21 protein-coding genes and 2 pseudogenes are annotated in these 21,987 nt (G+C 72.7%); 16 read left to right on the top strand and 7 right to left on the bottom strand.

Annotation, left to right across the window (positions count from 1 at the left end; all coding sequences use genetic code 11):
• Positions 1–87: 87 nt before the first annotated feature.
• Together ddaH and O1G22_RS07140 are read left to right on the top strand one after the other, a co-directional pair.
• The gene (ddaH, locus tag O1G22_RS07135) at positions 88–864 is read left to right on the top strand and encodes a dimethylargininase (RefSeq protein WP_270080532.1); all 777 of its coding nucleotides are present in this window, start codon (positions 88–90) and stop codon (positions 862–864) included.
• A gap of 249 nt (positions 865–1,113) precedes the next feature.
• A complete protein-coding gene (locus tag O1G22_RS07140; protein WP_270080533.1) occupies positions 1,114–2,088 on the top strand; it encodes an acyl-ACP desaturase in 975 nt (324 codons plus the stop codon).
• Positions 2,089–2,116: 28 nt separating this feature from the next.
• On the opposite strand, the gene O1G22_RS07145 is transcribed toward O1G22_RS07140, so the two are convergent.
• Positions 2,117–2,362 (bottom strand): WhiB family transcriptional regulator, encoded by a 246-nt coding sequence (locus tag O1G22_RS07145; protein ID WP_225095216.1) that lies wholly within the window; start codon positions 2,360–2,362, stop codon positions 2,117–2,119.
• Between the two features lie 236 nt (positions 2,363–2,598).
• Between O1G22_RS07145 and O1G22_RS07150 the strand changes: the two genes are divergently transcribed.
• Positions 2,599–3,390: a VOC family protein gene (locus O1G22_RS07150; protein ID WP_270080534.1), complete on the top strand. Its 792-nt coding sequence runs from the start codon at positions 2,599–2,601 to the stop codon at positions 3,388–3,390.
• An 87-nt stretch (positions 3,391–3,477) separates the two neighbouring features.
• On the opposite strand, the gene O1G22_RS07155 is transcribed toward O1G22_RS07150, so the two are convergent.
• The 3 genes from O1G22_RS07155 to ligD all read right to left on the bottom strand — a co-directional run bounded on the left by O1G22_RS07155 (position 3,478) and on the right by ligD (position 7,089).
• Positions 3,478–4,551, bottom strand: coding sequence for a LacI family DNA-binding transcriptional regulator (locus O1G22_RS07155; RefSeq protein ID WP_270080535.1), 1,074 nt, complete (start codon positions 4,549–4,551; stop codon positions 3,478–3,480).
• Positions 4,552–4,968: 417 nt separating this feature from the next.
• Positions 4,969–5,907 carry an ornithine cyclodeaminase family protein gene (locus O1G22_RS07160; RefSeq protein ID WP_270080536.1) on the bottom strand — a complete coding sequence of 313 codons (939 nt, stop codon included), beginning with the start codon at positions 5,905–5,907 and terminating at the stop codon, positions 4,969–4,971.
• A 162-nt stretch (positions 5,908–6,069) separates the two neighbouring features.
• On the bottom strand, positions 6,070–7,089 hold the full coding sequence (gene ligD, locus O1G22_RS07165) for a non-homologous end-joining DNA ligase (RefSeq protein WP_225095220.1): 1,020 nt from the start codon (positions 7,087–7,089) through the stop codon (positions 6,070–6,072).
• A 74-nt stretch (positions 7,090–7,163) separates the two neighbouring features.
• Between ligD and O1G22_RS07170 the strand changes: the two are divergent.
• From O1G22_RS07170 to O1G22_RS44825, 3 genes and pseudogenes are all read left to right on the top strand, one after another.
• Positions 7,164–8,228, top strand: a pseudogene (locus O1G22_RS07170) (ATP-dependent DNA ligase); the annotation flags it as partial.
• Positions 8,229–8,296: 68 nt separating this feature from the next.
• A complete protein-coding gene (locus O1G22_RS44820) occupies positions 8,297–8,560 on the top strand; it encodes a hypothetical protein (protein WP_428986329.1) in 264 nt (87 codons plus the stop codon).
• A gap of 30 nt (positions 8,561–8,590) precedes the next feature.
• On the top strand, positions 8,591–8,872 hold the full coding sequence (locus tag O1G22_RS44825) for a hypothetical protein (protein WP_428986330.1): 282 nt from the start codon (positions 8,591–8,593) through the stop codon (positions 8,870–8,872).
• 63 nt (positions 8,873–8,935) lie between these two features.
• Here the strand turns inward: O1G22_RS44825 and O1G22_RS07180 are convergent, their stop codons facing one another.
• Positions 8,936–9,400: a MarR family winged helix-turn-helix transcriptional regulator gene (locus O1G22_RS07180; protein ID WP_270080538.1), complete on the bottom strand. Its 465-nt coding sequence runs from the start codon at positions 9,398–9,400 to the stop codon at positions 8,936–8,938.
• A gap of 181 nt (positions 9,401–9,581) precedes the next feature.
• Here O1G22_RS07180 and O1G22_RS07185 point away from each other — a divergent pair, with 181 nt between their 5' ends.
• The 8 genes from O1G22_RS07185 (at position 9,582) to O1G22_RS07220 (ending at position 16,933) form a co-directional block, all read left to right on the top strand.
• Positions 9,582–10,337, top strand: coding sequence for a CoA transferase subunit A (locus O1G22_RS07185; RefSeq protein ID WP_225095224.1), 756 nt, complete (start codon positions 9,582–9,584; stop codon positions 10,335–10,337).
• Positions 10,337–10,981 carry a CoA transferase subunit B gene (locus O1G22_RS07190; RefSeq protein WP_225095225.1) on the top strand — a complete coding sequence of 215 codons (645 nt, stop codon included), beginning with the start codon at positions 10,337–10,339 and terminating at the stop codon, positions 10,979–10,981. The genes O1G22_RS07185 and O1G22_RS07190 overlap by 1 nt, the downstream gene beginning before the upstream one ends.
• Positions 10,978–12,180: a thiolase family protein gene (locus O1G22_RS07195; protein ID WP_270080539.1), complete on the top strand. Its 1,203-nt coding sequence runs from the start codon at positions 10,978–10,980 to the stop codon at positions 12,178–12,180. The genes O1G22_RS07190 and O1G22_RS07195 overlap by 4 nt, the downstream gene beginning before the upstream one ends.
• Positions 12,181–12,221: 41 nt before the next feature.
• Positions 12,222–12,995, top strand: coding sequence for a protocatechuate 3,4-dioxygenase subunit beta (pcaH, locus tag O1G22_RS07200; protein ID WP_270080540.1), 774 nt, complete (start codon positions 12,222–12,224; stop codon positions 12,993–12,995).
• A gap of 5 nt (positions 12,996–13,000) precedes the next feature.
• Complete coding sequence (gene pcaG, locus O1G22_RS07205) at positions 13,001–13,603, top strand: protocatechuate 3,4-dioxygenase subunit alpha (protein ID WP_270080541.1); 603 nt, start codon at positions 13,001–13,003, stop codon at positions 13,601–13,603.
• Complete coding sequence (gene pcaB / locus O1G22_RS07210; RefSeq protein WP_270080542.1) at positions 13,600–14,934, top strand: 3-carboxy-cis,cis-muconate cycloisomerase; 1,335 nt, start codon at positions 13,600–13,602, stop codon at positions 14,932–14,934. The genes pcaG and pcaB overlap by 4 nt, the downstream gene beginning before the upstream one ends.
• Positions 14,931–16,064 carry a bifunctional 3-oxoadipate enol-lactonase/4-carboxymuconolactone decarboxylase PcaDC gene (gene pcaDC / locus O1G22_RS07215; protein ID WP_270080543.1) on the top strand — a complete coding sequence of 378 codons (1,134 nt, stop codon included), beginning with the start codon at positions 14,931–14,933 and terminating at the stop codon, positions 16,062–16,064. Before pcaB ends, pcaDC begins: the two co-directional genes overlap by 4 nt.
• 77 nt (positions 16,065–16,141) lie before the next feature.
• A complete protein-coding gene (locus O1G22_RS07220; protein ID WP_270080544.1) occupies positions 16,142–16,933 on the top strand; it encodes an SDR family NAD(P)-dependent oxidoreductase in 792 nt (263 codons plus the stop codon).
• A 7-nt stretch (positions 16,934–16,940) separates the two neighbouring features.
• On the opposite strand, the gene O1G22_RS07225 is transcribed toward O1G22_RS07220, so the two are convergent.
• Positions 16,941–19,625 carry an ATP-binding protein gene (locus tag O1G22_RS07225; RefSeq protein ID WP_270080545.1) on the bottom strand — a complete coding sequence of 895 codons (2,685 nt, stop codon included), beginning with the start codon at positions 19,623–19,625 and terminating at the stop codon, positions 16,941–16,943.
• 337 nt (positions 19,626–19,962) lie between these two features.
• Between O1G22_RS07225 and O1G22_RS07230 the strand changes: the two genes are divergently transcribed.
• Positions 19,963–21,063: a DUF2510 domain-containing protein gene (locus O1G22_RS07230; RefSeq protein ID WP_270080546.1), complete on the top strand. Its 1,101-nt coding sequence runs from the start codon at positions 19,963–19,965 to the stop codon at positions 21,061–21,063.
• 127 nt (positions 21,064–21,190) lie between these two features.
• On the opposite strand, the gene O1G22_RS07235 is transcribed toward O1G22_RS07230, so the two are convergent.
• Positions 21,191–21,835, bottom strand: a complete 645-nt coding sequence (locus O1G22_RS07235; protein WP_270080547.1) for a TetR/AcrR family transcriptional regulator — start codon at positions 21,833–21,835, stop codon at positions 21,191–21,193.
• Positions 21,836–21,861: 26 nt separating this feature from the next.
• On the opposite strand from O1G22_RS07235, the pseudogene O1G22_RS45115 reads away from it, so the two are divergent.
• Positions 21,862–21,987, top strand: a pseudogene (locus tag O1G22_RS45115) (hypothetical protein); the annotation flags it as partial.

Genomic DNA, 21,987 nt, shown 5'->3' on the forward strand with positions numbered 1-21,987 from the left:
CCCTCGCCCGAACGGGCTGCATGATGCTGAAACCGGTGCCGCGATCACCGGCGCCGGAAACCGCACCACCGATTCGAAAGGCCCCTCGTGCCCAGCAAGAAGGCCCTCGTCCGCCGCCCCAGCCCCCGCCTGGCCGAAGGCCTGGTGACGCACGTCGAGCGGGAGAAGGTCGATGTGGGGCTCGCCCTGGAGCAGTGGGACGCCTACGTCGAGGCCCTGCGCACGCACGGCTGGGAGACGATCGAGGTCGACCCGGAGGACGACTGCCCGGACTCGGTGTTCGTCGAGGACACCGTCGTCATGTACAAGAACGTGGCGTTGATCACCCGGCCCGGCGCCGAGTCCCGGCGCATGGAGACCGTGGGGGTCGAGGAGGCCGTGGCCCGCCTCGGCTGCTCGGTGAACTGGATATGGGAGCCGGGCACGCTGGACGGCGGCGACGTCCTGAAGATCGGCGACACGATCTACGTCGGCCGGGGCGGGCGCACCAACGCGGCCGGCGTGCAGCAGCTGCGGGCCGCCTTCGAGCCGCTGGGCGCGCGCGTGGTGGCCGTCCCGGTGAGCCGGGTGCTGCATCTGAAGTCCGCGGTGACGGCGCTGCCCGACGGCACGGTGATCGGGCACATCCCGAAGCTGGACCGGCCCTCGCTGTTCCCGGGCTTCCTGTCGGTGCCCGAGGAGTCCGGCTCGCACGTGGTACTGCTGGGCGGCCACACCCTGCTGATGGCGGCGAGCGCCCCGAAGACGGCGGAGCTGCTGACCGATCTCGGCCACGAGGTCGTCACGGTCGACATCAGCGAGTTCGAGAAGCTGGAGGGCTGTGTGACCTGCCTCTCGGTGCGCCTGCGGGAGTTGTACGCCTGACCGGATGATCCCGTCACTGCAACGGTCCTGGGACCTCGCCGTCCCAGGACCGTTTCGCATGCCCCTGCGGGGAACACCCGTCGCTTCGAAAGCCCGTGCCAGGGGTGCTGATCAGCGATCTTTACAGTGAACTTAACCTACGGCTTCGTAACCTACGGATTCGTAGCCTACGATCTCGTAGGTTTCCCGGCACCGCTCGCCGGACCGCCCCTTCCCTCCCTTCTTGCTCGGCGTCCCCCTGGAGTTCCCGTGACGATCACCACCCCTCACCTCGGCAGCCCGTCCGCCTGGACCGACGCGCGGCTGCTGTACGCACTGGAGGAAGTGGTCGAGAAGGAACTGAACCGGCATCTGCAGGTCGCCAAGGACTGGATGCCGCACGAGTACGTGCCCTGGAGCGACGGCCGCAACTTCCCGGGCCTGTTCGAGGACGGTGAGGCCTGGGACAAGGACCAGTCCAAGGTGACCGAGATCGGCCGGATCGCCCTCGTGGTCAACCTGCTCACCGAGGACAACCTGCCGAGCTACCACCACGAGATCGCCACGCTCTTCGGCCGCGACGGCGCCTGGGGCACCTGGGTGCACCGCTGGACGGCCGAGGAGGGACGGCACGGCATCGTGATGCGTGACTATCTGCTCACCTCGCGCGCGGTGGACCCCGACAAGCTGGAACAGTTCCGCATGGCGCACATGAGCGAGGGCTTCGAGTCCGACAACGGGCACTCGATGCTGCACTCGATCGCCTACGTCGCCTTCCAGGAGCTGGCCACCCGGATCTCCCACCGCAACACCGGCCACCAGTCCGGCGACCCGGTCTGCGACCGCATGCTGGCCCGCATCGCGACCGACGAGAACCTGCACATGGTCTTCTACCGCAACCTGCTGAAGGCCGCGTTCGAGCTCGCGCCGGACCTGACGATGCAGGCGGTCCGGGACGTCGTGGTGAACTTCCGGATGCCCGGCCACGGCATCCCCGGCTTCGAGCGGGCCGCCGCGCAGATGGCCATCGGCGAGGTCTACAACCTGCGCATCCACCACGACGACGTCCTGCAGCCCGTGCTGCGCTTCCTGAAGGTCATGGAGATCGACGGCCTCGGCCCCGAGGGCCGTCAGGCACAGGAGGAACTCGGCCTGTTCATGGGCGGGCTGAACGCCGAGGCCCTTAAGTTCGACGAGAAGCTGGCCGCGCGCAAGGCTCGGATGGCGGCGCGGGCCGCGGGCTGACCTCGGGCCGGCCGGTGCCAGGCCGGTGTCAGTGGGAGGTCCGGCGCAGGGCGAGGCGCTCCTTCTCGGAGAGCCCGCCCCAGACGCCGAAGCGCTCGTCGTTGGCCAGGGCGTAGTCCAGGCAGGCCGGGCGCAGCTCACACATCGCGCAGATGCGCTTCGCCTCGCGCACCGAGCTGCCGGGCTCGGGGAAGAAGAAGTCCGGCCCGGTCTGGGCGCACAGGGCCTGTGCCTGCCAGGTGTCGTCGGCCGGGGTGATCGTGTCGAAGTGCATGGGCAGGATCGTGCCGGGCGGCGAAAAACATTCGATCAACGCCGGCTCAACGTCTCCGTCACGGCTGCGGCCACCCCGATCATGCGCCCCCGGTCCGGCCCGGTGCACGGCGGCGCGCGGGGCGTGTGCGAGGTGCGTACGGGGTGGGTTCCAGGTGATCCTCCGGCGGCGAGTGTCAGTGGGGGGTGCCAGACTCGGCAGTGCAGAGGACGGGACCCTTTTCGAGGAGGGCGAAGATGCTCACCACCCGTTTCGTCGACGGCGCCCCGGACTGGATCGATGTCACCACGTCCGACATCGACGGCGCCCGCTCCTTCTACGGCGGTCTCTTCGGCTGGGAGTTCCGGTCGGCGGGACCGGACGCCGGCGGCTACGGCTTCTTCCAGCTGGGCGGGAGGACCGTGGCGGGCTGCGGGCCGGGCGGCCCCGAGCAGGGCCCGCCCACCTGGACGGTGTACTTCCAGAGCGCGGACGCCGACGCCACGGCCGAGGCGGCCGAGCAGGCCCACGGCAGCGTGCTGCTCCAGCCGGTGGACGTGATGGGCCAGGGGCACATGGCGGTCCTCGCCGACCAGGCGGGCGCGCCGTTCGGGATCTGGCAGCCCGGCCGGACCACGGGCGTGGACGTCGCGAACGAGCCGGGATCGCTGTGCTGGGTCGAGCTCTACACACCGGACGTCGCGGCGGGCGCGGCCTTCTACCACAAGCTGCTCGGCCTGGAGACGTCCTCGGTACCGTTCCCGGGCGGGCTGTACACGTGCGTCAACCCGGCACATGCCGGTGAGGACACGATGTTCGGCGGCATCATGCCGCTGTCCGAGGCCCCCGGCGCGGCGGCTGACCGCCCGCACTGGCTGCCGTACTTCGAGGTGACGGACACGGATGCCACGGCCGACAAGACGCAGGAGCTCGGCGGCACGATACGCATGCCGGCGACGACCCTGGAGGGCGTCGGCCGCATGGCCCACCTTACCGACCCGTACGGCGCCCACTTCGCGGTGATCCGGAGCGCGTCACAGCAAGGCTGAGCCGGGTCGGCAGCCGGTTCGTCGGTTCGGCTGGGTCTGCCGGTCGAACAGGGTGGCCTGGACGGGGCGGGGCGGGCCCGTCCGGGGCTACGCGGAGGCGCGGCGGATCAGGGTCGTCGGGAGGATGACGCCGCCGGTGGGCGGCGGGTCCGCCGGCGCTGCGGCGCGATCGCGGGCGCCGGGCAGGCCGCGCAGCAGCAGGCGGGCCATCAGGCGGCCCATCTCCTCTATGTCCTGACGGACCGTCGTCAGCGGCGGATCGGTCTGCTCGGCGACGGGCAGCATGTCGTCGAAGCCGATCACGGCCACGTCCTCGGGCACCCGCCGCCCGCTCGCGCGCAGCACGCGCAGCGCACCGAGCGCGCTCAGGTCGTTGGCGGCGAACACGGCGTCCACGTCCGGGCAGCGGTCGAGGAGTTCCCGCATCGCGCGCTCACCGCCGGCCGGGGTGAAGTCGCTCTCCACGACCAGCCGAGGGTCGTTCCCGCCGGGCACGTCGGCCATGACGTCCCGGTATCCGTCGAGCCGGTCCACGGCCGAGGTCTGGTCCAAGGCGCCGGTGAGGTGGGCGATGCGCCGGCGGCCGAGGTCCACAAGATGGCGTACGGCGGTGCGGGCCCCGCCCCGGTTGTCGGAGTCGACGTACACCACGCCCCCGTCGGCGCCCGCGCGGCCGTCGTCGCTCCAGCCGGGCCGCCCGCCGAAGACGGTGGGCACACCGGCGTCGTGGATGAGGCCGGGCAGCGGATCGGCGAGGTGCAGCGAGAAGACGAGCGCGCCGTCGACGTGTCCGCCGGCGAGATACCGGGCCACGCGCGCGTGATCGTCGCGGCCCTCGGTGAGCAGCAGCACCAGCTGGTTGTCGTGGGCGGTCAGCTCTTTGCTGATGCCGCGCAGTTGGAGGGCGAAGAAGGGGTCGGCGAAGACCCGGGTCTCGGGCTCGGCGATGACGACCGCGACGGCGTCGTGCCGCCGGGTCACCAGGCTGCGCGCCGCCTGGTTGGGGACGTAGCCCAGCTCCGCCACCGCCCGCCGGACCCGCTCGGCCAGCGGCTCGCGCACCCCGTCCCCACCGTTGACCACGCGCGACACGGTGGCCCGGGACACACCGGCCCGCGCGGCGACAGCCTCCAGCGTGGGGCGCGGCACTGCGTCGGTCACGTCGGGACTCCTCATCGGCGGCTGCCGGTCAGGATAACCGCGAGGTGAGACCGCGGTCGGAGCGGCAACGGCTCTCCGGCCAGGGCGGGTTGCACGGCATTCGGCGCCATGTCCCGGGCGGTGACGCGGTCCGGGCAGGACGGAATGCGCGCCGTACGGGCGATGGACGGAACGGAAGGGAACGGAATGGAACGGAACACGGTGCCGGACCCGATCGGCCGGCCCGCGTGCCCATGGCGTCAGCCCGGTAGGGGTATGACCCGTGGCTTCGGCCCGCAAGGGGGGGTGACTCATGACTTCAGCCCGGCAGGGGACGTGACCCATGACTTCAGCCCGGCAGGGGGCGTGACCCGTGACTTGAGCTCGGCAGGGGGCGTGACCCATACTTCAGTCCAACCGGTCGCGCGGCCCGAGGCTTCAGCCCAGCAGGTCGATCGTCGCCCCGACTCCCCGGCGCTCGGCCTCCCGCCAGGCGAGCCAGGTGAGGGCGAGGTCCTGCCAGGGCAGCCCGACCGGGGCGTACACCGTGCGCTGCCCGGCCGAGGTGCGCCCGGGGCGGGTGCCGCGCAGGACGTCGGTGAGAGTGGCGTCGGCGGTGGTCCGGGCGAGCCCGGGCGCGGCCAACGCACCCATTCCGGCGGCGAGTTCCTCGTCGTCCACGACGAGCAGTGCGGCGTCCAGCAGGTCGGCGGCGAGTTCCCGTTTGCCGGGCTCGTCGGTGCCGAGGCTGGTGAAATGCTGGCCGGCGCGCGTGTCGGCGAGGGCGAGCAGCGGTGTCCGGGACCAGGTCGCGAGCAGGACGGTGCCGGCCGCCTCGGCCACCGCGACCGCGGAGTCCAGCACCCGACCGCCGTGCCGTGTGGCGAACACGGCGGCTCGCTCGGCGTCCGTGTCGTGGACGACGAGTTCCCGGGGCCGGTGCTCACCGGTCAGGCCGCGCAGCGTCAACTCGGCCTGGGCGCCCGCTCCGATCACGCCGAGAATCTCGTACCCGGACGGGGCCAGCAGCGCGGTCCCGAGGGCAGCGGCCAGCCCCGTCCGCCAGGCCGTGACGGTCGCCGAGTCCAGCAGTGCGAGCAACTCCCCGTCCGCGCCGCTGTGCAGGCAGATCACCCCGCGCAACGCGGGCCGGGCCGCAGGGAACTTGGCGTTCACCTTCACCGTGTAGGCGTCGACACCGGGCAGCAGACCGGGAATGAGCGCGGTGGCGGTGCCCGGAAACGGCAGGTCGGTACGGACTCGCCGGCCGGGTACGGCCGCCGCGCCCGCGGTGCGGAAGCCGTCGCGCAGTGCGGCGAGACAGGCCGTGGGCTCCAGCAGGGCCTCAAGGTCGCTTCGGGTCAGGACACGGGTCATATCCTCATGATCACCCGCCCGTGGTGGCGTTGTCAGTGCCGTGGTGCATGCTGTGATCAGTGGCGGGACGGGCGCCATGAACTGTCTGTTGAGCGGCTGTCGGCGGATCGTAGCCGCGTGCGAGGACCGGCGGACCGGCTGAGGGGGACCGGGCCGGCGCGTTCAGGACGCCCCCTCCCGGCGCGCCCGGCTCGGCTGGACCCGTTTTGGTTCGCCCGGCATCTTCGGGTACTCCGGCGGGTAGGGCAGATCGCCGAGGCCGTGGTCGTGTTCGTCGCGGCGGGCCAGTTCCAGGAGGGCGTCCAGGGAGTAGGCGTGGTCGTCCATGTCGGCGTGTACGTCGCCGACTTCGGCGAAGCGGGCGGGCATGGTGGCGAGGTCGAAGTCGCGGGGGTGGACCGAGCCGACCTCCTCCCAGCGCAGCGGTGCCGAGACGGGGGCGTGCGGCAGGGGTCGTACCGAGTAGGCGGAGGCGATGGTGCGGTCGCGGGCCGTCTGGTTGTAGTCCAGGAAGATACGGCTCCCCCGTTCCTCCTTCCACCACTTGATCGTCACCCGGTCCGGCATCCGGCGTTCCAGCTCGCGGCCGACCGCGATCGCGGCGCGGCGCACCTGGGTGAAGGTCCAGCGTGGTGCGATCGGGACGAAGACGTGCAGGCCACGGCCGCCGGAGGTCTTCGGCCAGCCGCGCAGTCCGCCGAACTCGTCGAGGACGGCGCGCAGTTCGTGGGCGGCGCGGACGGCGTCGGCGTAGTCCGTGCCGGGCTGCGGGTCGAGGTCGATGCGGAGTTCGTCGGGGTGGTCGACGAGGGTGCGGCGCACCGGCCAGGGGTGGAAGGTGAGGGTGCCGTACTGCGCGGCCCACACCACGGCGGCCTCCTCGGTGGGGCACATCTCGTCGGCGCTGCGGCCGCTGGGGAAGGTGATGTGGGCGGTCGGGATCCAGTCGGGCATGCCCTTGGGGGCGCGCTTCTGGTAGAACCACTCGCCGTCGATGCCGTCCGGATAGCGCTGGAGGGTGGTGGGCCGGTCGCGCAGGGCGCGCAGGATGCCGGGGCCGACGCAGACGTAGTACCGGGCGAGGTCCAGCTTGGTGAAACCGCGCTCGGGGAAGAAGACCTTGTCCGGGCTGGACAGCCGTACGGTCCGGCCGGCCACCTCCAGTTCCACCGCATCACCCATGCGGCCACGGTAGGCGTACCCCGCACCGTGCGCACACCGGGCACACGGGTACGTATGCGAGCAGAATCGGAGGCATGGATCTGCCGGTGATGCCGCCCGTGAAACCCATGCTCGCCAAGTCCGTGGCGACGATCCCGCCGGGTATGCACTACGAGGCGAAATGGGACGGGTTCCGGGCGATCGTGTTCCGTGACGGCTCCGACATCGAGGTGGGCAGCCGTACCGGAAAGCCCCTGACCAGGTACTTTCCCGAGCTGGTGGGGGCGCTGCGGGAACGGGTGCCGAGGCGGTGCGTGCTGGACGGGGAGATCGTGATCGCGCGGAACGGGCGGCTGGACTTCGACGCGCTGACCGAGCGGATCCACCCGGCGGACTCCCGGGTGCGGATGCTGGCCGAGCGGACCCCCGCCTCCTTCGTCGCCTTCGACCTGCTCGCGCTGGACGACGAGTCGCTGATGGAGGCGCCGCTGACCGACCGCCGTGCCCTGCTGGACCGGGCGCTCGCCGCATCGACCCCGCCGGTGCATCTGGCGCCCGCGACGACGGACCTCCAGGTGGCGGAGCGGTGGTTCGAGCAGTACGAGGGCGCCGGGCTGGACGGGATCGTCGCCAAGCCGCTCACCCTGCGCTATCTGCCGGACCAGCGGGCCATGTTCAAGATCAAGCACGAGCGTACGGCCGATGTCGTGGTGGCCGGGTACCGCTTCCACAAGAGCGGCCCGGTGGTCGGCTCACTGCTGCTCGGGCTGTACGACGACCACGGCAGGCTCCAGCACGTGGGCGTCTCGGCCGCCTTCCCGATGAAGCGGCGCGCCGAACTCGTCGAGGAGCTGGAGCCGTTGCGCATGGACGACGTGACCGGGCATCCGTGGGCGGCCTGGTCGGACGAGTCCGCCCATGAGTCGGCCCGGCTGCCGGGCGCACCGAGCCGCTGGTCGGGCACGAAGGACCTGTCCTGGGTGCCGCTGCGGCCGGAGCGGGTCGTGGAGGTGGCCTACGACCACATGGAGAACGGGCAGCGCTTCCGGCACACCGCCCGCTTCCGCCGCTGGCGCCCGGACCGCACACCGGAGAGCTGCACCTACGCCCAGCTGGAGGAGCCGGTGCGGTACGACCTGGCGGAGATCCTCAGCCAGCCGGGCCCGCCCGCGCCCCTCCCGGGTCACACCCTGCACCCGAACGGCCCACCGAGCACGCACGACCGTAAATGATCGGGTGGGGCGGGAGCCGCCGGCACACCCCGGCAGCTCCCGCCCCGCCCCGACACTCACCTGAGGCCCACCCCGACGCCGACGCGTTCGGCGAGGAGCGCCGGATCACCGCCGCCGTGAAGATCGGCAACGTACCCGTGGCCCGCCCGCAGACCGGGCTGGAGGTGGCGCACGTGGCGCACACGGAGGAGGTGGAGGTGGCGCACGTGGCGTACATGAAGGAGGTGGAGGTCGGCCCGAGCCGGCTGATGGCGGTGTAGGCCACCAGGCTGCCGACGGCCGTCGGATCGGTGCGCAGGGCGCCTGAGTCCGGTCTGGAGCTGCTGCGCCGGATCGACAGGCCGACGCTCCCCCTCTCCGGAGGCCGGCGCGAACTGCTGCCGCTGATCCGCGGGGCTCCACTGCGGGCAAAGTCGCCCGCCGGGCCCCGCTCCCCGTACACCGAGACGGTCGGCTCGGGAAACGCGGAGGTGCTGCGCGACGGGCGGTACGACGTTCAGGGCGGCCGAGGCGGCAGCCGGCCGGCCTTCGCCCCGGCCAGGTGCGGGTGGTCTTCGCCCCGCCGCCCGTGAGCCCTGTGCGAAACGCCACGAGCCCTGCGCGGAACGCCGTGAGCCCGGTGCGCAACGGCGAGGTCAGCCCCGCGCCGCCATCGGTTCCGCCGGATTGCGCAGGCCCTCCGCCGCATCCGCCACCCGCCGGATCAGGTCGAAGAAGACGGTCTGCTCCTCGGCCGAGAGGGGCGCGAGGAAGACCTGGTTCATCCGGGCCGTGCGCACGGTGAGCTTGCGGTGGGTGCGCAGACCGTCGTCGGTGAGACGGAGCAGGAAGCGCCGGCCGTCCTCCGGGTCGCGGACCTTGGTGAGCAGTCCCCGGCGGCCGAGCCGGCTGATGACCTCGGCGATGGTCGACCGGTCCAGGCCCACCCGCTCGCCCACGGTCCGCTGGTCGAGGCCGGGCTCGGCGACGAGTGCGTTCATGACGGCGAACTGCGGCGAGGTGATCTCCTCGGAGACCATGGTGTTCCACAGCAGGTAGTGCGCCTGCTGGAGCCGCCGGGCCAGATGCCCGGGATGGGTGCCGAGATCCACGGCGGCCATGCGCGCTCCCCTGATCAATTAGTCGGTGTACTGAACGATAACCGGCGATGGACCTGCCTGTCTTCCAACCCGGACGCTTGTATGCAGGGGTCTTGACGACTTTCCGCTCCGATGGCAGCGTGAGGAGCACCTCGCTGAAATACTCAGTGCCCTGATTAATTGATGAGATGGGGCTTCACGGATGGACAAGGTGGTCGCCACGGCCCTTGAGGCGGTGGCCGATGTGCCGGACGGCGCGTCCCTCGCGGTCGGCGGGTTCGGGCTGAGCGGTGTGCCGAACGTGCTGATCCAGGCACTGTACGAGCGCGGGGTCGGCGCTCTCTCGGTCGTCTCCAACAACTGCGGGGCGATGGAGACCGGGCTCGCGGTGCTGCTGGCCGCGGGGCGGATCGCCCGGGTGACCGGCTCCTACATCGGCGCCAACAAGGAGTTCGCCCGCCAGTACCTGGCCGGCGAGCTGGAGCTGGAGCTGATCCCGCAGGGCACCCTGGCCGAGCGGCTGCGCGCGGGCGGCGCCGGCATCCCCGCCTTCTACACCCCGGCCGGGGTCGGCACCCAGGTCGCCGAGGGCGGACTGCCCTGGCGCTACGACGGACAGGGCGGCGTGGCGCTCGCCTCGCCGCCGAAGGAGGTGCGGGAGTTCGACGGCGTCCAGTACGTCCTGGAGCGCGCCATCCGCACCGACTTCGCGCTGGTCAGGGCGGCCAAGGGCGACCGGCACGGGAATCTCGTGTTCAACAAGTCCGCCCGGAACTTCAACCCCCTCGCCGCGATGGCCGGCAAGGTCACGATCGCCGAGGTGGAGGAGCTGGTCGAGCCCGGCGAGCTCGACCCGGACGCCGTGCACCTGCCGGGCGTCTTCGTACAGCGCGTCGTGGCGCTGACCCCTCAGCAGGCGGCGGACAAGCGGATCGAGCAGCGGACGGTGAGCAGCTGATGGCCTGGACACGCGAGGAGATGGCCGCACGGGCGGCGCGGGAGCTGCGGGACGGACAGTACGTCAACCTCGGCATCGGCCTGCCGACGCTGATCCCGAACCATCTGCCGCCGGGTGTCGAGGTGGTCCTGGAGTCGGAGAACGGGATCCTGGGCACCGGGCCGTACCCGGCCGAGGACCGGGTCGACCCGGATCTGATCAACGCCGGCAAGGAGACCGTCACCGTCCTGCCGGGCGCGTCCTTCTTCGACTCGGCGCTGTCCTTCGCGATGATCCGCGGCGGGCACATCGACGTGGCCGTGCTCGGCGCGATGCAGGTCTCCGCCGGCGGCGACCTGGCCAACTGGGCGGTGCCCGGCAAGCTGGTCACCGGGATCGGCGGCGCGATGGACCTGGTGCACGGTGCCCGGCAGGTGATCGTGGTGATGACGCACACCGCGAAGGACGGTTCACCGAAGATCATGGAGCAGTGCACGCTGCCGCTCACGGGCAAGGCGTGTGTGAACCGGATCATCACGGATCTGGCGGTGCTGGACGTCACGGAGGAGGGGCTCGTCCTGGCGGAGACCGCGCCGGGCGTCTCCGTCGAAGACGTCGTCACCAGGACCGACGCGGAAATGAGGATCGGGGAGAACGTGCTGTGAATCCTGTGTACATCGTCGACGCCGTCCGCACCCCCTTCGGCCGCTACAACGGCGCCCTGGCCTCCGTCCGCCCCGATGACCTCGCCGCCCACACCCTCCGCGCGCTCCTCGACCGCACCCCGGACCTGGACCCGGCCCGGATCCAGGACGTCTACCTCGGCAACGCCAACGGCGCCGGCGAGGAGAACCGCAACGTGGCGCGCATGGCCGCGCTGCTCGCCGGTCTGCCCACCTCCGTGCCGGGCGTGACCGTCAACCGGCTGTGCGCCTCCGGCCTGGAGGCGGTGATCCAGGCGGCGCGCGCCATCGCCGTCGGCGACGCGCACATCGCGCTCGCCGGCGGTGTGGAGTCCATGACCCGCGCCCCCTACGTACTGCCCAAGTCCGACCGGCCCTTCCCGGCCGGACACGCGGAGCTGTACTCCACCACGCTCGGCTGGCGCATGGTCAACCCGCGGATGGACCCTCAGTGGACCATTCCGCTGGGAGAGAGCGCCGAGCTGATCGCCGACAAGCACAAGATCAGCCGCGAGCAGCAGGACGAGTTCGCCCTCGCCTCCCACCGCAAGGCCGCAGTCGCCGGCGAACAGGGCCTGTTCGACGTCGAGTCGGCTCCCGTGCCCGTCCCGCAGCGCAAGGGCGAGCCGGTCGCCTTCGCGGCCGACGAGTGCGTACGGCCGGACGCCTCGCTCGCCGCGATGGCCAGGCTCAAGCCGTCGTTCCGCAGTGCGGGAGGCACCGTCACCGCGGGCAACGCCTCTCCGCTCAACGACGGCGCCGCCGCCCTGCTCCTGGCCGACGAGGAAGGTCTGAAGGCCACCGGCCGTGAGCCCCTGGCCCGCATCTCGGCGACCGGCGTCAGCGCGACCGACCCGCACTACTTCGGGCTCGCCCCGGTCGAGGCCGTCCACCGCGCACTCGCCAAGGCGGGCAAGGGGTTCGACGACCTTTCCGTCCTCGAACTGAACGAGGCGTTCGCCGCCCAGGTGCTCGGCTGCCTGGCCGAGTGGCCCGAGTTCGACCCGGCGGTCCTCAATCCCCAGGGCGGGGCCATCGCGCTCGGCCATCCGCTCGGCGCCTCCGGTGCCCGGCTCGCCGGCACGGTCGCCCACCAGCTCGCCCGCCGCGGCTCCGGCACCGGCGTGGCCACCCTCTGCATCGGCGTGGGCCAGGGCCTCGCCCTCGTACTGGACCGCTGAGGACCTCGTCCCCGCACGCCAAGGAAGCGTCAGGTATCCCCATGCCTCTCACCCAAGCCGACCTCGACCTCGAAATCGCCGCCGAGCGCGCCGCGTACGAAAAGCGCGTCGCCGACGGCGCCCCCGTCGAGCACCACCCCCGCCGCGACTACGCCCCCTACCGTTCCTCCGTCCTGCGCCACCCCAAGCAGCCGCTGGTCGCCATCGACACCGGCAAGGACCCGGAGCTGGTGGAGCTGCACTCCCCCGCCTTCGGGGAACGCGACATCACCGGTATCGACAACGACCTCACCCGGCAGCACGCCGGGGAGCCGATCGGCGAGCGGATCACCGTCTCCGGGCGGCTGCTGGACCGCGCCGGACGCCCGGTGCGCGGCCAGCTGATCGAGATCTGGCAGGCCAACTCGGCCGGCCGCTACGCCCACCAGCGTGAACAGCACGACGCCCCGCTCGACCCGAACTTCACCGGCGTCGGCCGCACCCTCACCGACACCGAGGGCCGCTACCACTTCACGACGGTCCAGCCCGGCCCCTACCCGTGGCGCAACCACGTGAACGCCTGGCGCCCGGCCCACATCCACTTCTCGGTGTTCGGCACGGCGTTCACGCAGCGGCTGGTGACACAGATGTACTTCCCGAACGACCCGCTCTTCCCGTACGACCCGATCCTGCAGTCGGTGACGGACGACGCCGCCCGGCAGCGGCTCGTCGCCACCTACGACCACGGCCTGTCGGTGCCGGAGTTCTCGCTCGGCTACCACTGGGACATCGTGCTCGACGGCCCGGCCGCCACCTGGATCGAGGAAGGACGCTGACCGCCATGACGAAGATCGACACGAGCAGCCCCGACCAGGTGCTCCCCACCCCGTCCCACACGGTCGGCCCCTTCTACGGCTACGCGCTGCCCTTCCGCGGCGGCGAGGACATCGCACCGCTCGGCCACCCGGACACGATCACCGTCCACGGATACGTCACCGACGGCGAGGGCAACCCGCTGCCGGACGCGCTCGTGGAACTGTGGGGGCCTCGGCCCGACGGCACGGTCCCGCAGGCCGACGGCTCCATCCGGCGCGATCCGGCGACCGGCGGGTATCTCGGCCGCAACGGCGTGGAGTTCACCGGCTGGGGCCGCATCCAGACGGACGCCGACGGCCACTGGTACGCCCGTACGCTCCGGCCCGGCGCCCGCGGGAACAACGCACCGTACCTCAGCGTGTGCGTCTTCGCGCGCGGCCTCCTCGTGCACCTGTACACCCGGATCTACCTCCCGGGCGACGAGGCCGCGCTCGCCGCCGACCCGCTGCTCACCCAGGTGGGCGAGCGGCGTGGCACGCTGATCGCCGGGGACGAGGGCCGGGGCACCTACCGTTTCGACATCCGCCTTCAGGGCGAAGGCGAGACGGTCTTCCTGGAGTACCAGTGACAGCTGATCACACGAGCGACACCGGCCTGCTCGCCCCCGGGTGGGCCGGTTCCCCGGCGGCGGACGCGACGAGCGACACCGCCTTCCTGCACGCCCTGCTCGACGCCGAGACGGCCCTCACCCGCGCCCAGGCGGCGCTGGGCCTCGCCCCCGCCGAGGCCGCCGACGCGGTGACCGGGGCGGCCGACCCCGCGCGCTTCGACATCCGCTCCCTCGCCAGCCGCGCCCGGGCCGGCGGCAATCCGGTCATCCCGCTCGTCGCCGACCTCACCGCCGCGGTGGGCGAGCCGTACGGCCCGTACGTCCACCGGGGCGCCACCAGCCAGGACATCCTGGACACCGCCGCCATGCTGGTCGCCGTACGCACCCTGGACCTGGTCCTCGACGGTCTCGCCCACACCGAGCGCGCGCTCGCGAGGCTCGCCGCCGGCCACCGGGACGCCCCGATGCCGGGGCGCACGCTCACCCAGCACGCGGTGCCGACGACGTTCGGCCTGAAGGCGGCCGGCTGGCGCTCACTGGTCCTGGACGCCCGCGACCGCGTCTCGCACGTACGGCACACCCTGCCGGTCCAACTCGGCGGCGCCGCCGGGACATTGGCGGCCTTCCAGGCGTACGGCGCCCAGGACGCGACCGCGCTGACCGAGGCGTACGCCCGTGAACTGGGCCTGGCCGCACTGCCGTTGCCCTGGCACACGCTGCGCACCCCCGTCGCCGACCTGGCCGGCTGCCTGGCCTTCACCACGGGTGCGCTGGGCAAGCTCGGCGAGGACGTGCTCACCCTGTCGCGGACGGAGATCGGCGAGGTGGCCGAGGGCAGCGGCGGCGGTTCGTCGGCCATGCCGCACAAGGCCAACCCCGTGCGCGCCACCCTCCTCGCAGCCGCCGCCCGCCGCGCCCCGCAGCTCGCGGCCACGCTGTACGGCTCACTCGCCGCCGGGGACGAACGGCCGGCCGGGGCCTGGCACGCCGAGTGGGAGCCGCTGCGCGATCTGCTCCGGCTGGCCGGCGGCGCGGCCCGGGACGCGGCCGGCCTCGCCGAGGGCCTGCGCGTGAACACCGAAGCGATGCGCCGCGATCTGGACCTCACCGGGGGCCTGATCGTCTCCGAGCGGCTGTCCGCCGCACTGGCACCCCGACTCGGCCGTGCCCGGGCGAAGGAACTGCTCACCGCACTCGCCCGCCGCACCCACACCGAGCAGCGTCCGCTCGCCGAACTCCTCGGCGAGGAGCCAGAGTTGAAGGATCTCGACCTAGCCGACCTCACCGACCCCACGCACTACACCGGCTTCGCCGGTGCCCTCACCGACCGTGCCCTGGAGCGACGTTGACCGTGAAACTCCTCAACCACCGGGCGGACGGCCCGGATTCCGCTCCCCCGCTGCTGCTCGGGCCGTCGCTGGGCACCTCGTACGCCCTGTGGGACGCCGTCGCGCCCGAACTCTCCGCCGGCCACCGGGTGGTGCGCTGGGACCTGCCCGGGCACGGCGGCTCGGCGGCGGACCTGATCGGGCCGGGCGCGACCGTCGGCGACCTCGCGGCGCTGGTGCTGGACCTCGCCGACGCACTCGGCATCGACCGCTTCGGCTACGCCGGGGTATCCCTCGGCGGCGCCGTCGGCCTCCATCTGGCCGTGCACCACCCCGACCGGCTGACCTCGCTGGCGGTCCTGTGCTCCTCCGCCCACTTCGGCGGCGGCGCGGCCTGGCGGGAACGGGCCGAGCGGGTGCGGCGCGAGGGTCTGGAGTGGCTGGTGGAGAGCGCCGACGCACGCTGGTTCACCCCCGGGTTCACCGTGCCGCGCCTGGTCCGGGACCACCGGGAGGCCGACCCGGAGGCGTACGCCGCCTGCTGCGACGCGCTCGCCGCGTTCGATCTGCGCGACCGGCTCGGCGAGATCGCCGTACCGACCCTGCTGGTGGCGGGCCGACAGGACCCGGCGACACCGCCGGCCCATCTGCGGGAGATCGCCGACGCGGTGCCCGGCTCGACGCTGATGGAGCTGCCCGGGGCCTCACACCTCGCGCCCGCGCAGTGCCCACGGGCCGTGCTGGCCGCGCTGCGCACCCAGCTCGACGGGCCGCCGTCCGGCGGGATGCGGGTGCGCCGCGAGGTACTGGGCGACGCACACGTGGACCGGGCGCAGGCCCGGCAGACCCCGTTCACCGCCCGCTTCCAGGACTTCATCTCCCGCTACGCCTGGGGCGAGATCTGGACCGACCCGACGCTGTCCCGGCGCGAGCGCAGCATGATCACGCTGACCGCACTCGTCGCGCACGGCCACTACGACGAACTGGCCATGCACGTCCGCGCGGCGCGCCGCAACGGGCTGACGCCCGAGGAGATCGGCGCGGTGCTGCTGCAGACCGCCGTGTACTGCGGGGTGCCGGCCGCCAACTCCGCGTTCGCGACGGCCCAGCGGGTGCTCGCCGAACTCGCCGAGGAGGAGGGCACGGACTGAGGGCGGAGGGTGACCCTGCTGGTCGTATCTTCGACAGCACCCCTCTGACGGCGGCGGCGCGTGCCTAGGCTGGCAGCATGTCGACTGTTCTGATCACCGGTGCCACCTCCGGACTCGGCCGCTACGTCGCCTTCGAGCTGGTCCGCTCCGGCCATGTCGTCCTCGCCCACGGCCGCGACCGGGCACGCACCGAGCACCTGGTCGCCGAGCTGCGCACCGAGGGGACGGCCGAGGGGTTCGTCGCCGACCTGGCCCGCCTCGCCGAGGTGCGCGAGCTGGGCGCCCGGGTCGCCGCCACCCACCCGGAGCTGGATGTGCTGATCAACAACGCCGGGGTGGGCGGCGGCACCCCCGGTTCCGGACGAGAGGTGAGCGCCGACGGACACGAACTGCGCCTCGCCGTCAACTACTTGGCGCCGGTCGCCCTCACCCGCTCCCTGCTGCCGGTCCTGCGGGAGAACACACCGGCCCGGGTCGTCAACGTCGGCTCGGCCGGCCAGGAACCCCTCGACTTCGCCGACCCCGAACTCACCCGCGGCTACAGCGGACTGTCCGCGTACTGCCGCAGCAAATTCGCCCTCGCCGCACATACCTTCACCCTCGCCGAGGAACTGGCGGACACCGGGGTGTCGGTGAACGTCCTGCACCCGGCCACCTTCATGGACACCGCGATGGTCCGCGAGAGCGCCGTCACCCCGTGGCACACCGTCGCCGACGGGGCGCCGGGCGTCCTGGCGCTGGCCACGGAAGACAGGGGCAGCGGGGGCTACTTCGACGGCACCCGGCGGGCGCGGGCGCACGAGGGGACGTACGACCCACAGGTCCGCAGGCGGCTGACGGCGGTGACGGACCAGCTGCTCGCGGTGTGACGTCTTCTCAGCGCAGCCCCCGCCCTGTCTCCAGCACCTCCCTCGCCTGGGCCACCAGGCCCTCCGCCCCGCACGCCCGGGCGAGGTCGAGGCCACGGCCCAGTTCTGCGACGGAGCGGGCGGCGATGCCGTACTCGACGCGGGCCGCCGCGTGTTCGTACTGGCAGGGTGAGGCCTCCAGGTAGGTGACGGCCTGGGCGGCGAGCTGCACCGCGCGGCTGCCGGTCTCCAGGGCGGCGGCACAGCGCAGGGCCTCGCCGATCGCGGTGTCCGTGCCGAACCGCTCGGCCTGCCGGCGGGCGTCGGCCGCGAGCTGGGCGGCCCGCGGCGGGTCCTGCGCGGCGAGCGCCTTGGCGAGGTCGATCGACCAGGGCGCGAGCACGGGGTTGTGGCCGCCGCGCGAGGCGGCCGTCTTCTCGGCGGCCTCCAGCTCGTTGATCCCGTCCTCGACGCGGCCGACGGCGAGCAGCAGCCGGCCGCGCACGGAGCGGATGTCGGGCAGCACGATCGTGGACGGGTACGGGGGTGCGAAGCCGTACTGTCCGGCGATCGACCAGGCCTCCTGGACCCGGCCGCGGGCCAGCAGCGTGTCGACCAGTCCGCAGGTGGCCGACCAGTACAACGGCAGGCCGCGGCCCACCCGTTCGGCGAGGACCAGGGCCTCGCGCAGGGTGGACTCGGCGTCGCGCAGGCGCCCCTGTCTGCGGTAGGCGAGGCCGAGGAAGGCATTGGCGAGCGAGAGGTGGCCGCCGCGCCAGCCGGCGGTGGTGTAGGCGCGCAGGGCCTCGGCGAACAGGCTCTCGGCGCGGTCGAGCCGGTCGGCGTAGGCGTAGGTGTTGCCGAGCATCATCAGCAGCTCCATGCCCCACTCCTGGTCGGTCCAGCCGAGACCGGGCGCGAGACGGCCGTTGACCAGGGCGCGGTCGCACAGCTCGACGACCTCCTCGGCGTTCTCGCCGTGGGTCATGGCGTCGAAGGCGCGCAGGATGAGCAGGGCGCGCTCGGCGTTGTCGCGGCCGGTGCGGGTGCTCGCGAGTTCGGCCAGGCGCCGGGAGCGGGCCGGGGAGACGGTCTCGCCGTGGATGGTCTCCCACATGAACTGCACGGCGGTGAGCCGCATCCGGGCGGGGCCCGGTTCGTGCCGGGCGGCCTCGGCCTCGACCGTGCGGACGGCCTCCTCCAGCTGGTCGTTGTGGAGCTGTGCCTGGGAGAGACGGATCACCGCGTCGACGCGCCGGTCGCCTTCGAGGCCGGGCATGCCGAGCGCGTCCTGGAGGTGGTCGATGGTGACGGCGGGCGCGGTCAGCAGGGTGGCGCAGCCCAGTTCGTACAGGACATGGGCGTGGACGTCGGGGCGCGGCGGCTCCTGCAGGGCCCGTTCGAGACAGCGGCGGGCCGCGTCGGGCGCGCCGACGGCGAGGTGTTCGCGGGCCGCCTCGCGCAGCTGGGCGACGAGTTCCTCGTCGTCGTCCGGGTGCACCTTGAGCAGGTGCTGGGCCGCCTCGGCGGCGCCGCGGCCCAGCTCGGTGATGATCTGGGCGGCCACGCCGTGCATGGCGGTGCACACGGCGGGCGGGATGGAGTTGTAGACGGCGGTGGCGATCAGCGGGTGGACGAACTCCAGCTCGTCTTCCCGGCGTTCGGCGTCGGCCGCCCGGTCGGGCCTGGTGAGGATGCGGGCGTTGCAGAGGAGTTCGGCGCAGTGCCGGGCGAGGTCGTCGTTCATGGTGGCGAGGCGGGCGACCATGTGGACGGTGATGGAGGTGCCGAGGATGGCGGCGGCCCAGGCGAACCGGGTGGCCTCCAGGCCGAGGTCCTTGAGCCGGTCGACCAGTCCGCCGCTGCGGGCGGAGCGGTTGAGGGCGCGCAGTTCCCCGGCGCGGGACTCGACGGGCGGGAGTTCGCCGTCCCGTACCTTGGCGAGCAGTTCGACGGTGTAGTAGAGATTGCCGCCGGTGACGGCCCACACCTCACGGCAGAACGCGTCGTCGGCGTGCCGGCCGAGGGTGGTGCGGGTGAGGCCCGCGGTGGCGTTCGGGGTGAGCGCGCTGAGGTCGCTGACGGGGCGGCCCGCGGCGGCGGCCACCGCGTCGAGGTGGCGGGCACTGTCCCCGCTGACCTCACCGGGGCGGCGGGCGACCACGACCAGTACGGACAGGTCGTCCAGGCGCTCGGCGAACGCGGCGAGCCAGCGCAGGGTCTCCTGGTCGGCCCAGTGCGCGTCGTCGATCAGCAGCACGAGGGGCCACTCCCGGCGGGCGAGCCGACGCACCGCGGCGACGAGTCCGTCGCACACGTACTGCGGGTCGGGGCTGCCCTCCTGCGGGTCGGCTATGCCGAGGGCGGGTCCGGCGATGTCGTACCAGTCGCCGAGGTACTCGCGGGCCTCCTCCGGCAGCAGGGACAGCAGGGCGGGCTGGAGCAACTGCCGTACCACGGTGAACGGGACGGACTTCAGGGTCTCCGCGCCGCGTGCGGACCAGACGGTGCAGCCGCGGCGTTCGGCGATCCGGCGGGTCTCGGCGAGCAGCGCGGTCTTGCCGAGCCCCGCCTCGCCGCGGAAGACCAGCAGGCTGCCCGCGGACGACCGGTCGGCGCACAGGGCGTCGAGCGCGTCTGCGACGGTGGCCATCTCCGCGTCCCGCTCCCACAGGGAAGCCGAGGCGGCCGTCGGCGGCCGTCCCTCCGTCATCCCGTTACCTCCCCAGGTCGCCCGAATGACGTACAGAGCACGAGCGTAGCCGTCCGGCAGGGCCTGTGGTGGGCGGTACGCCCAGCTGTTGCCCCGCCGGGTGAAAGCGGGTGCGCACAGGCGACGCCCGCCCGGCCCGAACCGCCGGTCAGCAGCCGACGGGGCGTCAACCGGGCCACCGGAGGCCGGTGGCGAGGGGCGCGGGCCCGGAGTCGCCGTCGGAAAAGGGGGTGGGGAGAAAAAGAGCGAGAGAAATCCGAGGCGAAATAATCCGGTCTGTTCTGTTCGCGGCAGATCCTCTCATCACACTTTCACGGTCGCCTCATACGGTGGGGGCATGACGCAGGTGACTCCCCCCGGGTGGTACCCCGACCCCGGGCAGACGAACGACGGTCCGCCCACCGAGCGCTGGTGGGACGGCAAGGCCTGGACGGACCAGACCCGCCCCGCCGGGACGGCCGCCGCGTGGGGTCCCCCGCCGCAGCCGGCGCCTGCGGCACCCTCACCGTCTCCGGTGTTCGGCGCACAGCCGGCGCCCGCCGCGCCCCTCGGGCCCGGCGGGCCCGGTGGCTACGGCGAGGCGCCGGGGTACGGGACGTATCCGGCGTACCCCGCCGAGCCGCCGGCCGGGTCCCGGCGCCGGCTGCGCAACGGCATAGCCGTCACGGTGGCGACCGTGGTACTGGCGAGCATCGGGATCGGCGTCTGGGCGCTGACCAAGGGCGACGGCAGCGGCAGCGGCGACCGCGCCGGATCGCAGCAGGGCGCGCCGGGCGGGCAGAACGGCGGCCAGGGCGGGCCGTTCGGCGGCGGCTCGGGCGGCTCCGGAGGTGCCGGCGGATCCGGGGGTTCCGGCGGTTCCGGCGGCGGCGCGCCGTCGCCGGGGCAGTCCGACGCGCCCAAGGTGCAGGGCGGCGGCACGGTGTCGGACCCGGTCAACGGGATCAGTCTGCCGGTGCCGAAGGGCTGGACCGGGCAGACGATCAGCGTCGGCGCGGAGGTGACCTCGGACGACTCCTACAAGTGCCCGGGCAACGCCGGCCAGACCTGCACCGCGGGCGGCGCCTACACGGCTCCGGCGGTGGCGCTGGGCCTGAAGGGCACGACGGCCGAGGAAGTCGCCAAGGCGGACATCGCGGCCAACGCCAGGCAGTCCTACGGCGGCACCACCTACGGCAGCATCACCTCGCACCAGGTGCTGGCATCGCAGGCGGTGACGGTGGCCGGGCAGAAGGGCTACATGGTGCGCTGGAAGGCGGTCACCAGCAAGGGCTCCGACGGCTACGTCGAGTCGGTCGCCTTCCCCTCGCCCAACGACGCCAAGCAGATCGTCGTGGTGCGCTTCGGCATCGACGTCGGACAGCAGACCTCGGTCATCGAGGAGATCCTGAACGGGATCAAGGTCTCGTCCGGCGGCGGCAACGGCCAGAACGTCTGAGCCGGGACCGCCCGGACGCCGGACGTGAAAGGGCCGGGTGGGGCGCCCCTCCGCTCAAGGGGAGCCCCACCCGGCCGGGGGTGCGCGCCGCCCCCGTCCCCACGGTGCGGCGCGGGCAGACCGCCGTTCAGTCATCCCGTGAACGGCGGCCTGGGTCCTGTGTCAGCCCGAGCGCGGGCAGCACGGTGGCGTCCACGAACCGGGCGAGGTACTCGGCGTCGGCGTACTGGCCGCTGAGCACGGGCCGTACGCGCAGGACGCCGAACATCATCGCGGGGATGTACTCCAGCGCCGGATGGCCGGCAGGGACCTCGCCCCGTGCCACGCCTCGCGCGAGCATCTCCTGCAGCGCGGCGACCTCCGGGTGGACGAGCGCCTCGCGCAGTGCCAGCGCCAGTTCGTGGTCGGCGGTCACCGCGTGTCCCAGCGCCTGGAGCAGCTTGGTGTCCTTGCCGGACCAGTCGCCCGCGGCCCGTGCGGCCTGGCGCAGGTCCTCGGCGAGGGATCCGGTGTCGATGCCGGCGAAGCGCACCCGGCGGCTGGCGCGCAGCGCGGCCGCGACGAACTGGGGCTTGGTCTTCCACTGCCGGTAGAGCGTGGACTTGCTGCACCGGGTGCTGGCGGCGATGCCCTCCATGGTGACGGACTCGTACCCGCACTCGCGGATCTGCTCCAGCACGGCGTCGAAGAACTCCCGCTCACGCGCCGGCGTGATCTTGGAGCGGCGCGAGGCGGCGACCGTCTCCGGTCCGTCCGCGGCCTGCGACGTCATGCGGTGCTTCCTCTCGCTCGTGGGCCGGGCCCTGTCCTCAGTGTGGCGCACATCAATCGATACGCCAGTGTACCGGTACCGACCCGTATCGGTACACTGACGTTTCGGTACGACATCGTATCGATGAGTTCTACACGCACCACCGTCAGTGA

This window comes from Streptomyces camelliae (genome assembly GCF_027625935.1).
In the GTDB taxonomy this organism is placed as follows: Bacteria; Actinomycetota; Actinomycetes; order Streptomycetales; family Streptomycetaceae; genus Streptomyces; species Streptomyces camelliae.